This window comes from Enterovibrio gelatinilyticus, assembly GCF_028683095.1.
GTDB classification, from domain to species: domain Bacteria; phylum Pseudomonadota; class Gammaproteobacteria; order Enterobacterales; family Vibrionaceae; genus Enterovibrio; species Enterovibrio gelatinilyticus.
This window is the reverse complement of the sequence record NZ_JAJUBC010000001.1, coordinates 283,321-296,355: the sequence shown is the minus strand read 5'-3', so window position 1 is coordinate 296,355 and position 13,035 is coordinate 283,321. Positions and strand designations below refer to the sequence as shown.

Here is a 13,035-nt window from a genome sequence, read left to right as displayed (position 1 = left end):
ATTGGTCTACAACACAGAGTGAGTAAGGGCGTAATGAAACGATAAGGTTGCCTCTAAATGTGTTTGGGTAGGCGTTCTACGAGGATTCTGGAGCCAGACATTCAATCAGTGTCCGGGCTACCACCGGCAATGATTTATAGTCTCTGAAACCCAGTATCAGTGAACGTTTTGCCCAGGGTTCGTCGAGCTTAACGGCAGTGAAGGTTCCCATTTCGAGGAAAGGGATAACAGCGCCTTCAGGCAGCACTGCCAATCCCAAGCCAGCTTCTACCATGCGTCGAATGCCATCAAAACTCAGCACTCTTACACGAAGCCGGAGTGGCTCCTCTAGCGAGGAGGCTTCGTGTAAGAGTTGGTTTTGCAGTGAACTGCCATCTTGCAGACCGACTTGATTATAGGCTGCGATGTCAGTCAGCTTTAACTTCTCATGCCCTTCCAAGGGGTGTCCTGAGGGCAGGATGACCATGAGAGTGTCATGACGGTACACACGAGTTTCCAGATCGCCGCTATCGGTATGACCGGAAAATATCCCTAAGTCAGTAAGGCCCTCGCGAACACCATCAATGATGATCTGGCTGGTTTCCTCCCGTAACTCTATGCCAACCTCAGGGAAGCGCTCCACATAACGTGATATATCTTCTGGTAGAAACTGCGTGATACTCGACGTATTGGCCCACAATCGCACCTGTCCGCGCATGCCGTGTGTAAATTCGCTCAGTTCGGCGTCCATGTCTTCCATAAGCAGCAGAACACGTTTTGCATGCCGCAGCATTGCCTTGCCAGCCTGTGTGGGTTCCACACCACCGCGCAACCGATAGAGCAAATTAACGCCAACGCGTGCTTCAAGGTCCGAAATCCGCTTGCTGATCGCTGACGCCGCGATGTGATTAATCCGCGACGCCTCCGCGATATTCCCTTGTTCAGCCACACACACAAACAAACGCAAAGTGGTAATGTCGAAGTTCGCTGTCGAGGATCTCGTACCGACTATTGTCACGTTCAGTCTCCGGTCTAAAGGTGTCGATTCCTTATTCATAATAGCAACATACCTCAAACGAGAATTAAGATATCACTAGCTCTTTGCATTAGTCCTGCAGAACTCTAGGCAACCAGAGCGCAATGTCCGGATAGGCAATCACGAGCGCCAGACCGATAAGTTGCAACATCACAAACGGAATGATCCCGCGATACACTTCGCTGATCTTGACCGCGGGTGGTGCCACTGCTTTCAGGTAGAAGAGTGCAAAGCCGAAGGGCGGAGTTAAAAATGAGGTTTGAAGATTCATTGCCAGCAAGATCGCAAACCAATAGGTGACTTCGATTTGCGGCATGTGATCGCCGAAATCAAGTTGTGCAATGATCGGTGCAAAGACCGGCAGCACAATCAGAGTGATTTCGAGCCAATCGAAGAAGAATCCGAGTATGAATACGAGCCCCATAATCAGGAACAGGAATCCCCAAGGGCCAAGACCAAGCGAATGCACCAGTTCAATGACAATATCATCACCACCGAGCGCTCGGAACACATAGCTGAAAAGCGTTGCCCCAATAAAAATGCCGAAGATCATGGCGTTTGTTAGCATCGCACGTTCTACAACCTCAGTGAGGATGCTACCAAAATGACGCAGCTCTTTGATAAAGCCACCGCCAACGGCGTGATCACCCATGCCATCGTCAGCATTCGGATTAAGGCCTGCGACTTCGGCAACACCCATTGAGGGCAAAAGAACAAGGTTGATAAAACCGAGCAGGATAGCGCCCATGGCACCCACACCAGCCGCTTCTGTCGGCGTCGCAAAGCCACCAAGGATCGAACCGAGCACCATAGAGATGAGAAGAATGGGAGGCACGAAGCTGCGGAACACCATGACTAAGACCGCGGCTAGGTTCTGCGGCCCAAGATCAGCATCCAGCGTAGGGGCTAACTTGGGATTTAACGTGCAGCGGATGACGATATAGGCGATATAGAGTCCAGCCAGTAATAGGCCTGGGAATACTGCCGCCATAAAGAGATCACCGACCGAACGCGAGAGCAGGTCGGCCATGATTACCAACATGATGGATGGTGGGATTAAAATCCCGAGCGTGCCTGAGGCGGCAATGGTGCCCGTCGCTAACTCATGATTGTATTTGCGCTCTATCATCACTGGTAGTGCGAGCAGCGTCATCATAATCACCGATGCGCCAATGATACCTGTGGTTGCAGCCAGTATTGTCCCCATCAGTGTCACGCCAAGCGCAAGCCCTCCGGGTACGCGGCGCAGTAGCACCTGAAGACAATTTAAAAGATCACGGGCTACGCCAGATTTTTCGAGCATTGTCCCCATGAAAATGAACATCGGAATTGCTGTGAGTATTGCATTTTCGAAAATGCTGCCAAAGATCCGTGAGGGCAGTACTTTGAATTGAATGGGCAAAAACTCGCCGAACCCGATGCCAATTATGGCAAACCCAAGACCGACACCGGCAAGGACAAAAGTGACCGGTAAACCGGTGAATAGTAGTAAACCAAGCACGGCGAACATGAACAGCGGAAGCGCTTCAATCAGCGTCATAATTCTTCTCCATTTGCTGCTTCCATCGAGAGGTCGCCGCGGAGTGCTGCGATGATCTTAATGAGCTTAGAAAGGCCTGCAAAAAAGATGAGTACAAAAAGAACGACGAGTCCGCCTTTCAGAATCCAGAGGTCTGAAAGCCCATTTTGTGACTTGGAAATTTCGCCGGAAAGATACGATTTGACCGTGTAAGGCCAGGCGAGCCAGATGCCCAATAGCGAGTATGGAATGACCGCTGTCAAAAGACCGATGAGTTCGATCCAGAGCTTGGTTTTTAGCGAGAAACTGGGCCGAAAAAGGTCAACGCGAACATGAGCATTCTTGAGATAAGCGTAACCAATCGAAAAAACAATGAGAAAACTGTGCAGCCAGTATTCTGACTCTTGGATCATAGTGGAATTTATTCCGTCGGGTTTAGGAACACCGAAGTAGCGTGTGACCACATCATAACAAACAGCGACAATCAACATGACGCCCAGCCAACCGCCAAACATCGCGAGAAACCTCATGACTCGGTCAATAGTTTCAGAAAAACCAATAAAAAATTGCAAGATACCCCTCCAGGCTTTTTCACCAAAGCGTTTATTTCATAAGCACTTACTACAGCTTAGAAACTAAAGGCCGACTACGCGGCGGCCTGATCTTGTTTTTCTAAGATGTGACTAGAGGTACCCGAGGTTCTTCCAGACTGCATATTGCTCTCGGAATTGTTCGAGGTTATTCCAGACGCTCTCGAACTCAGGGTTGGCGGCTTTTTCTTCAGCAAGAACGGTAATCCAACCGCCTCTAAGCGCGTCGAGCATCTCGTCATTCCAACGGTGCGTTATTACGCCTTTTTCCTTCATTTCAGCCAGCGCGGGAGCCTGAATCGCTTCACCTTCCGCATATTGAGTGGCAATGTTAGATCGACAAGTGGTTTCGATTATCGCCTGCTGTCGTTCGGTCATACCGTCCCACTTCTTTTTGTTAACCAGCAGTTCTTGAATCGTGGATTGCTGATGCCAGCCAGGGAAGTAGTTATGTTTGGCCGCATTGTAGAAACCGAGCTTGAGATCAATTGCGGGCATGGAGAATTCGGTCGCATCAATGGTACCGCGCTCCAATGCGGGGAAAATATCACCGCCGGCTAACAATTGCGTATCGACTCCGAGTTTCTGCATGACCTTAGCGCCAATGCCGTAGAAGCGCATTTTCAAGCCCTTAAGATCTGCTGGGCTGTTGATTTCCTTTTTGAACCAGCCTGACGTTTCTGGAGAGTGGATACCACAGGTAATACTCTGGATACCGTGTCTATTGTAGATTTCGTTCTTAAGCTTATCGCCGTCGCCATACCACATCCATGCGAGGTACTCGCCCGCTTGAGGGCCGAAGGGAACAGTGGCAAAAATATTCAACGCAGAATTCTTCGAACCCCAATAACCGGAGGTAGACCAACCTGCATCAACAGAGCCATTTGAAACAGCGTCGAATATTTCTAGCGCTGGAACAAGGGCACCCGGTTCAAAGAACTTTATCTTTACTTCGCCGCCAGATATTAGGTTGACGGTATCTGCTACACGCACCCCCGCTGTACCAAGCTGGGTCAGCGATCCTGGGTAAACCGATGGCATGTTTAACTTCACGGGATCAGCGGATGCTAGTGGGGCAAAGAGTGCCGATACAATTGAAGAAACTGTTGCTAATTTTTTAATACTCTTCATGAAAATGTCCCTATTGACTTTTAAGAAGTTCTTTAGATGAAACTGCATCATCTACATTAAGTTATACGCCAATTCGCAGCACTTCCGAACAAGCCATCCGGAATGGCGGGCATCGTATTTCGTGATGGTTGGTAAATTTGAGAAACAGAAGGTGGGTGATATACCGATTTCAATAAATGAATAGTGGTAAGAGTGGAGAGCGAGTATCGGCAGTTTGAGGGAAAAGAAAGAGATAAGCTGATAATAATCAGTATCTTAGATTGGTCTGCTTGGACAAAAGAGGGGGAGTGCGCATCTGAGCACAGAGATTAGCTGGATTAACCACAAGGCTTTTGTTGTGTGCACCGTTACTGTATGAAACTTAGCGTTGTGAATCTTAGCTTTTTAAACTTCAGCTTTGTGAACCTTTGCTTTTTAAAACTTTGCTATTTAGAACTTAGTTATATGAACTTTACCCTTTGAAATATTGTTTTCTGAAACATCACTCTCTGAAAACTTGCCCTCAGAACCTTGACTGTGTGGATGTTGAGTTCCACATCGCGGTATCGAGGTATGGACCGTACGGTAAAGGCAGCCTTTCATTTAGCTGTAGGGCAGCGACGAAAGTTAAGATGCCAGCATCCTATTCATTGGGATGCTGGCATATTGAAGAATCAGGTGATTAATTCACGTCACCGAGACAGATATATTTCAGGTCTGAGAAGTCATCAAGGCCATAACGGGAGCCTTCGCGTCCGAAGCCTGACTGCTTAACGCCGCCGAACGGACCAACTTCGTTTGAAAACATGCCGGTGTTTACGCCTACAATGCCCACTTCAAGCGCTTCGGCTACACGCCATACTCTTGATGCATCTCGACTAAAGAAATACCCAGCGAGTCCTGTTTCTACCGAGTTCGCTCGTTCTATCACGTCATCTTCCGATTCAAAACGAAACAGGGTAACCACTGGGCCGAAAATTTCTTCGCTTGCGACGTCCATATCCTGACCCACATCTGCTAACACGGTTGGTTCATAAAAACCGCCGCCCAGCGCGTGTCTCTTGCCGCCTGCCAGCAAGCGGGCGCCTTTTCCGATAGCATCTTCAACCAGTTCCGATACTTTTTCGACGCCAGCTTCATCGATCAAGGGGCCGATTGAAACATCACTTTCAAGCCCGTTTCCGACCTTCATATCGAGCACTTTTTCCGTGACTCGGCGAGCGAACTCTTCATAGACTGAATCATGAACAAAAACGCGGTTAGCACAGACACAAGTCTGCCCCGCATTACGGAATTTGGACACCATTAACGCGTCGACCGCTTTTTCCACATCTGCATCTTCGAACACAATGAATGGCGCATTGCCACCTAATTCAAGTGATAAGCGTTTAACAGTGGGCGCTGCTTGCTGCATGAGTAGGCGCCCAATAGGCGTCGAACCCGTGAAGGTGATTTTGCGAACCGTTTCATTGGCGGTCAGTTCTGCGCCGATAGCCCGTGCGTCACCTGTGATCACGTTGAAAACACCCGCAGGGACGCCAGCGCGTTCAGCCAGCTCTGCAAGTGCGAGGGCGGAGAGCGGTGTTTGGCTAGCAGGCCGAAGGACAACCGTGCAGCCTGCAGCCAGTGCCGGTGCTACCTTTCGTGTCACCAGTGTGCAAGGGAAGTTCCACGCAATGATCGCACCGCATACTCCCACAGGTTGGCGTATAGCAAACAAACGTTGGTCTCCCTTCGTCTGCGGGATGACATCACCATAGTGACGACGTGCTTCTTCAGAAAACCAATCGAGAAATGATGCCGCGTAAAGTACCTCACCACGGGCCTCTTCAAGCGGTTTGCCGTTTTCAAGGGTAATAATCATCGCGAGGTCATCGATATGTGTCATGACGAGATCGTACCAACGACGTAAGATCAAACCGCGTTCTTTTCCTGTCTTGGCCCTCCACGCAGGCCAAGCAGCCTCAGCGGATGCAATGGCATTTACGGTCTCAACTCGGCCCAGATTGGGAATAGAGCCAATACTCTCGCCAGTCGCAGGATTTTTCACATCAATGACACTCTGCGCTCCTGCATCAGTCCAGTTGCCATTGATATAAGCTTGTTGGCGGTAAAGCTGTGGGTCGCTAAGCTGCATAAAAAAATCCTATGGTGAATCCGCCGTATACCATTGGGCGAATGAGTTGAGTGATTATGCAGTTAGGATAGTGACCCCCTGTTTTATACGCCATTATTGCTTCGGTATGCCCCCCATCGTGAAACTTAGGAGTTAGCAGGGAAGACCTCAGAATGGGATGTCTGTATCTAATGAACATCCTTGCGTGATGATGCGCCTGCTGCGTGTTAGTCCTGTTCAAATTTCCGGCTGTCAGAAACGTGGGATCTTGCTTGTAAGACGAAAAGCGCTAAAATGAATACTGTATATATAAACAGTATATTTTATGACCATTATCCCTATTCTTGCTAGCGCCGGTATTACTGGTTTTGAGTCGCCAGCGGGCGATTATCGCCAATTGCCTTTGAGCCTTGATGAGCTGCTTGTCGAGCATCCAAGCGCGACCTTTATTGGTAAAGCGTCGGGTGATTCCATGCAGGGCGTGGGCATCTTCGATGGTGACATTTTGATCGTCGATCGGCACGTTACCGCCAGGGATGGTGATGTGATTGTGGCAAACTTAAACGGCGAGTTTATCTGTAAACTGCTTGATGTGCCGCGTCGCCTTCTGCTTTCGGCCAATGATATGTATTCTTCCGTGGCCATTACTCAACATGACATCTTTACCATTGAAGGTGTCGTGATTCGCTCTATCCGCTGTCACCGCCAGAGCCCGCTTTTGTGTTCGCGTTAGTGGATGCCAATTCCTTTTATTGCAGTGCCGAGCAGGTGTTTAGACCAGATTGGCGCGGCAAGCCAGTCATTGTGCTTTCTAATAACGATGGTTGTGTCGTAGCGGCGAACCGTCAGGCAAAAGAAGCGGGTATCGAGAAGTTCAAACCGTACTTTCAGGTTCGTGCCCGTTGTGAGGCGGCAGGGGTGATTGTGTGTTCGTCGAACTATGAGCTTTATGGGGATTTGTCTGATCGTATGATGCAGGTGATCGGGCGCTTTGCGCCTGAGCAGCATGTCTACTCGATCGATGAATCGTTCCTGTCGTTTCATCGATGCAGTGCGGTGCCAGATTTACGTGCGCAAGGGCAGGCATTGCGACAGTCAGTGTGGAAAGAGTGTCGCTTGGCAGTCGGCGTAGGTATGGGGAAGACTCTGACTCTGGCTAAGGTGGCAAATCATGCAGCGAAAAAGTTACAGGGTTACAACGGCGTGTGCGTGTTGGACTCGGAATCAGAGCGTGTTGCGGTGCTTTCACACATGGAAACGGGGGATGTGTGGGGCATTGGCCGAAAAATTGCCGCGAGATTGAAGTTACAAGGAATGAATACCGCCCTGCAATTGTCTCGCATGCCACTTGGCCTTGCGCGTAAGGAATTTAACGTTGAAGTGGAGCGTACGGTCAGGGAGTTAAACGGTGAAGTCTGCAAAGGGTGGGACGTCGCCAGAGCGGACAAAAAGCAGATCTTTTCGACACGTTCGATGGGGGAACGGATACAGGATCAAGAATCGCTCCGCCAAGCTTTGTGTAAACACGCGGGAATCGCTGCTGCCAAACTTCGAGCACAAGGCTCGCTCTGTTCTGTATTGATGGTGTTCGCGGGAAATTCGCCGTTTGATGAAAGACCCAAGAGCTTTAAACAAATGCAGCATTTTGCGTTTCCGGCAGATGACACCGCGGTGATCACTTCTGCGGTGGCAGCGATGGTACCGCAGTTGTTTCAAGTGGGCGTGCGCTATTACAAGGTCGGGGTCGGATTGCTTGATTTGGTAAATGCAAAGCACGTGCAGCCTGACTTGTTTAACTCGCAGCCCGGTAACCCAGCGTTGATGCAGGCGTTTGATGGTCTAAATCAACGCTATGGTACTGGCGCTGTGTTTATGGGCGCACAGGGAATTGACCCGAAGTGGGGTATGCGGCGTGAATTCTTGTCGCCCCAGTATACGACACGTTGGGGCGACGTACCGTTGGTGAGATGTTGAGCGAGCAGGAGTAAGCCCTGGCCTGATTCATTGATGGAACATGCTGTTCACACGGCAGAAGCGATTGAGGCTGTGAATGGGAAATCTAGCAGGGATGAGAAGCAGTGCTTGGAATGAAAATGGAGGCGCATGGTTGCGCCTCCATTTTACTTATGTTGGATTAGCCGAACAGTGGCTGTTTACTCGCCATGAATTGGCGGGTGATCCGGACCAATGCCATGGTGACCAATGATGGCATCAACCAAGACATGTTGTCTGGGAACAGTGGTAAGTAGTGAGTTGCTGTGTCGCTTACAAAGTCGGGTAATTTACCCAAAATGTTCAAAGCATCCAATGTTCCAAATACGCCAGAAATAAGCACCACCATGGTTTGTCCCATCGATGCGCAACGTTGTTTTGGTTCACTGGCCTTAGGGATAAATATCACCGATAGGATCAAAGCAATAGCGATTGGACACAGGATCAAGATAACGGGCAAGCTCACCTGAATAATAGTTTCTAGCCCAACGTTAGAAATGGTCGCAGTGAGAAAGGTGACAACAATGGCGCTTAATTTAACATTGATACCATAAGTATTTTTGTAATATTCGGCGTTGGCAGTTGTAATACCTACCGTTGTGGTTAGGCATGCGATGAGTGTGATTGATGCCAATAAGATTTGTCCAAATGCGCCAAACTGCCCAGCAGCATAAGCGGCTAAAATCTCTCCACCATTGCTAGCATTCGGCGCAATGTTTGATGATGTCGCACCCAAGTAACCCATAGAAAGATAACAAAGCGCCATCAAGGCAGCGTATATACCGACGATAATTAGCGTATCGCGAAATGACGTTTCTTTGTCCTGACTGCTAGTGGTTCTTATAGTATTGATAATAACCCAACCGAACACCACCGCCGCGATAGCATCTAGCGTCATATAACCTTGAATGAGGCCGTTAACAACTGGTGCCGATTGGTAAATATCCGTAGCTTTTGAGGGTGACCCCAAGGGATTAAACAGCGCAAATACAGTGAGTAGACCCAGCATCGCGATGAGTGCTGGTGTCATTATCCGACCAATGTAATTAATGAGTTTCCCGGGCTTTATCGCTAAAACAAGCGTAAGTGCGCAAAATAGTATAGAAAAGAGAAAAAGCCCATCGCCAGAGCTAAATGGCTTTATCCCCATTTCGTAGGCAACCGTCACTGCACGAGGTAAGGCAAACGCAGGGCCAATGGTGGTAAGGATTAAGATCCAAAAGCCACGATCCATCCATGTTGGCAATGCTGACGTGAGCCGATCTATTGAAGGCAACTTCCCAAGTACAATCAAGGTTAATGCCGGTAAGCCTACTGCAGTAATGAGGAAGCCTGCAATTGCAGATAGCCAGTTCTCGCCAGCTTGCTGTGCCATTAACGGTGGGAAAATGAGATTGCCAGCGCCCAAGAATAGGGCGAATGTCATGAAACCTACGGCTGCGAGTTCTCTTCCTTTCAAACGACGTACCTTATATAAAGTGTTTAGTCAGTTTGCTGGAAGATGTAAAAGGAGAGACTTATATCCGCCAGCTTTTTGCTGACGAATAGTAGCATCGTCAGCGTCAGATAATGACGACGACGACAGAGACAAGTGCTGCAACGTTCTTGGCTGATGCAGTGTGTAGCTGGGCCAAATTGTTGTGAGCAGTTAGGGACATAACTCATGCACTTGTTGGTTAAGGAGCTGACAACATAGAGTGAAAGAGATTCTTTGTAAAGTACAATCTTTTGGTTATTTGTGTATTACAATTGTAATGTTTAAGTTTCTATAACTCAGCGTATGATCGGAAATTTGGTCGTAATGGTTATTAATGACATTTTATGATGGGGTGAGGGATTCAGTGCCACAATTGCAATCGCGTTAATGGTTAGGATGCGTGTTGACGTACTAAACAATTCGCTAACAATTTGACGGCTTATATAGTGACTCATGTCACTAATATTTGAGATGGTATCTATTCAGTACATTAATGGTGTGATTTAGATCTATTAATTGAGGGCTGTTATCCCATAGTATGCTTGCTTGATTATTAGTGAGGCTAAAACCGAATGCAGAGATCTTGCAGTGAGGTTTTAGAAGCAACATGAGTACATTGGTCGCGATTTCGTTAACAACAGGTATTTTGTCAGGTCTATGGGGCTGGATTGCCGTTTCTTTCGGCTTACTGTCATGGGCAGGTTTCTTGGGATGCACCAGCTACTTTGCGTCGCCTACTGGCGGTGTAAAGGGACTTGCAGCGAGCTTGTTAACCAACACAACTGGTGTATTTTGGGCAATGGTGATTATCGAAAGCTCCAACTTTGTTGGGCTAGACATTTTAGGCTACGTAATTACTGCTGTTGTTGCATTTTTTATGTGTATCCAAGCGAAACAAGCATGGTTGGGATATATCCCAGGTACTTTTATTGGTTGTTGCGCCACATTCGCAGCGGGTGGTGACTGGCAACTTGTTTTGCCGTCGTTGCTGCTTGGTGGAGTGTTTGGATACTTGATGAAAGCAACAGGACTATGGCTTCACAATAAATCGAATCAGTCTTCGGATGCGGCTGGATTTAATCCCGAACATTAATCGAGAATAAGCAACTCGACTCTTATTTCAGGTAGTTCGTTAGCTCTGCATTCAGCAATGAACGGCAATTATCATCGATTGTGATAAGGCTCTTAGCGTTTTAAGTAACTTTTGAAAAGCAAAAGCTCAGACGATTTTCAGCCAGTGGCGTTGGAATGAGCGTTGATATAACGCACACCACAAGAAACACTATATTGCCGAAACTGACAAACCTATTTCTTTGCGTACTCTTTGAAGCACCAATGGGTCCACACTTTTACTGTTGAGGGTTTACGCGGCCTATAATTTGGCATGGTTCTTAGTCGTTCAAATTCAATTGTGAAAGATGCTAACTGTTTGTTTTTTGTTAAGATTCCTTCATTCCATTGCTTGCATAAATAGCCGCCATAACCTGCGAGTACTTTCTTGTTACGATTTGAATGCAATCTTCCAAAGTATTTACGCCAACGGTAATTTTTGAACTCTGCAGATAGAAGTTCAGGTATCACTCGGCTTGGTGGCTCAAAGCTCATACTCCAAACATCAACGACGTCTTCACCTCGGGTTTTACCTTCGATAACGGGCATCAAAGAGAATTTAAGGGGTGAAGGAGCGAACATACCCCAATGTTGATCAATGCGTAGCACCTTAGCGGGTATCGAGACATGTTGCGGGCGTTTTACGTGAAATTGTTGAATACCGCTAACGTTGTAGTAAGTCACAATATAAAGTGCCCCCAAGGCCACGCAATTTTCTACATAACCGGCGCGGTCTTTTTGGTCGTTATAAGGCAGAAAGCGTTCAGTAATTCGCCCCATCATGTCACGATTATCGGCTATCCAACGATAGAGTCTATTTCCAACCCCTAATAGGGGTTTCCATCCCATCACTACTCCGATGGGTCTAAAAAGTAGTGATACCCTAAACAGATATTGAACGCCATTCCAGTGAGTGTGTAAGCCACCTTGATGGTCACGAAGCACCCAGCTATTTTCCTTTTCCATGATTGGATAAATGTCGGGGTTCTTCTGTGCAGGGTGTATCTTCACACTGTCAGGAAGAAGAAAGTTTCGCAGTATTAGGCAGGTTTTCTTGCAGAATCCGCAGCCTTCATCATAGAAAATAACGATGTCTCTCCGTTTGGGTTTGGCATTGAATTTGGCTAACCAGTCCCAACACACTCCTGGAATGAGTAAGCTCAGCGACATAAAGTCGATAAATGGGAAAAGCACGATGTGGAGAGACAGAAAGAAGGCGCAGTGCATGACGATCAACAGTGCAAGTGTGAACAATCGCAATTGAACGTGGAAGATAGGAGAGAAAACCAGAAATATCGCAATGATTTCTAGATACCAAACAAAGTAAGTGCCAAATGTGAGTAGCTCAGGAAAACCTCTCATCCAAATGGCAAATACGGTGGCGAGTTGTTCGATATGAACGGCGTAGTACGCGGCATCCATGGTGACTTGCCAGTCATCTGACGTTTTTAGTAATGCGGTGAAGAAATACAGATACATCACTTGAAGAAGAACGGCGACCGAGACGATCGAAAAGTATCTGTGGTCATCAGGTACTGCATTTTCGTCTGTTTTATATCGACGATTTAGCGAGCTATCTATTGAAAATCTTGCACCAATTGGTAGAAGGATTGCCCAAAAACACATTATTACGAGCAGTACGTCACCGCCGGTTACAATCACACTGTTTCGATTTACGATAGAGAAAAGAAAAATCCAACTAATAAACGCCATGGTTCTGGATTTGTAGCCAATGAGGAGCAAGATAGCGACGAACGCAGAAATGACAAAAAGCAACGTGACGAACCATTCACTGCCATTCATCCAATAAAGTGAAAGTCGATAGTCTGAGGACAGCGCCATGGACGCGGTGCGACTAAGCAGCCCTTCATCAGTATAGAACGCAGTGATATCACGGGCTCTACTGATAAGATCAACTAGAATCATTAAGGCGAGACCGATACGGAACAATGCCAATGTACGTAGATCGATACCGAATACTGTTTTAAAAGAACTCATCAACGATTCCAATGCTTACCAGTTATGCATGCGTTAAGTGAATGAAAATGGACATAACCAAAGTATCACTCTTAATAATGGTATTTATTATAGTTGTTGAAGATCTGC

General features: G+C 47.5%; 10 protein-coding genes. 3 read left to right on the top strand and 7 right to left on the bottom strand.

Features of this window, described 5'->3' with window-relative positions; translation table 11 throughout:
• Positions 1-76: 76 nt before the first annotated feature.
• The 5 genes from LRP50_RS01290 to LRP50_RS01270 all read right to left on the bottom strand — a co-directional run bounded on the left by LRP50_RS01290 (position 77) and on the right by LRP50_RS01270 (position 6,371).
• Entirely contained in the window at positions 77-997 is a 921-nt protein-coding gene (locus LRP50_RS01290; RefSeq protein ID WP_274162706.1) for a LysR family transcriptional regulator, read from the bottom strand.
• Between the two features lie 88 nt (positions 998-1,085).
• Complete coding sequence (locus tag LRP50_RS01285) at positions 1,086-2,555, bottom strand: TRAP transporter large permease (RefSeq protein ID WP_274162705.1); 1,470 nt, start codon at positions 2,553-2,555, stop codon at positions 1,086-1,088.
• Positions 2,552-3,106, bottom strand: a complete 555-nt coding sequence (locus LRP50_RS01280; protein WP_274162704.1) for a TRAP transporter small permease subunit — start codon at positions 3,104-3,106, stop codon at positions 2,552-2,554. Before LRP50_RS01280 ends, LRP50_RS01285 begins: the two co-directional genes overlap by 4 nt.
• A gap of 111 nt (positions 3,107-3,217) precedes the next feature.
• Complete coding sequence (locus LRP50_RS01275) at positions 3,218-4,255, bottom strand: TRAP transporter substrate-binding protein (RefSeq protein ID WP_274162703.1); 1,038 nt, start codon at positions 4,253-4,255, stop codon at positions 3,218-3,220.
• A 661-nt stretch (positions 4,256-4,916) separates the two neighbouring features.
• Complete coding sequence (locus tag LRP50_RS01270) at positions 4,917-6,371, bottom strand: NAD-dependent succinate-semialdehyde dehydrogenase (protein ID WP_274162702.1); 1,455 nt, start codon at positions 6,369-6,371, stop codon at positions 4,917-4,919.
• Positions 6,372-6,675: 304 nt separating this feature from the next.
• On the opposite strand from LRP50_RS01270, the gene LRP50_RS01265 reads away from it, so the two are divergent.
• Positions 6,676-7,083: a LexA family protein gene (locus LRP50_RS01265; RefSeq protein WP_274162701.1), complete on the top strand. Its 408-nt coding sequence runs from the start codon at positions 6,676-6,678 to the stop codon at positions 7,081-7,083.
• The gene (locus tag LRP50_RS01260) at positions 7,071-8,324 is read left to right on the top strand and encodes a Y-family DNA polymerase (RefSeq protein WP_274162700.1); all 1,254 of its coding nucleotides are present in this window, start codon (positions 7,071-7,073) and stop codon (positions 8,322-8,324) included. The genes LRP50_RS01265 and LRP50_RS01260 overlap by 13 nt, the downstream gene beginning before the upstream one ends.
• Before the next feature lie 160 nt (positions 8,325-8,484).
• On the opposite strand, the gene brnQ is transcribed toward LRP50_RS01260, so the two are convergent.
• Positions 8,485-9,801 carry a branched-chain amino acid transport system II carrier protein gene (gene brnQ / locus LRP50_RS01255; protein WP_274162699.1) on the bottom strand — a complete coding sequence of 439 codons (1,317 nt, stop codon included), beginning with the start codon at positions 9,799-9,801 and terminating at the stop codon, positions 8,485-8,487.
• Positions 9,802-10,426: 625 nt separating this feature from the next.
• On the opposite strand from brnQ, the gene LRP50_RS01250 reads away from it, so the two are divergent.
• Complete coding sequence (locus tag LRP50_RS01250) at positions 10,427-10,912, top strand: DUF1097 domain-containing protein (RefSeq protein WP_274162698.1); 486 nt, start codon at positions 10,427-10,429, stop codon at positions 10,910-10,912.
• A gap of 212 nt (positions 10,913-11,124) precedes the next feature.
• On the opposite strand, the gene LRP50_RS01245 is transcribed toward LRP50_RS01250, so the two are convergent.
• Positions 11,125-12,927 (bottom strand): DCC1-like thiol-disulfide oxidoreductase family protein, encoded by a 1,803-nt coding sequence (locus tag LRP50_RS01245; protein WP_274162697.1) that lies wholly within the window; start codon positions 12,925-12,927, stop codon positions 11,125-11,127.
• Positions 12,928-13,035 lie beyond the last annotated feature (108 nt).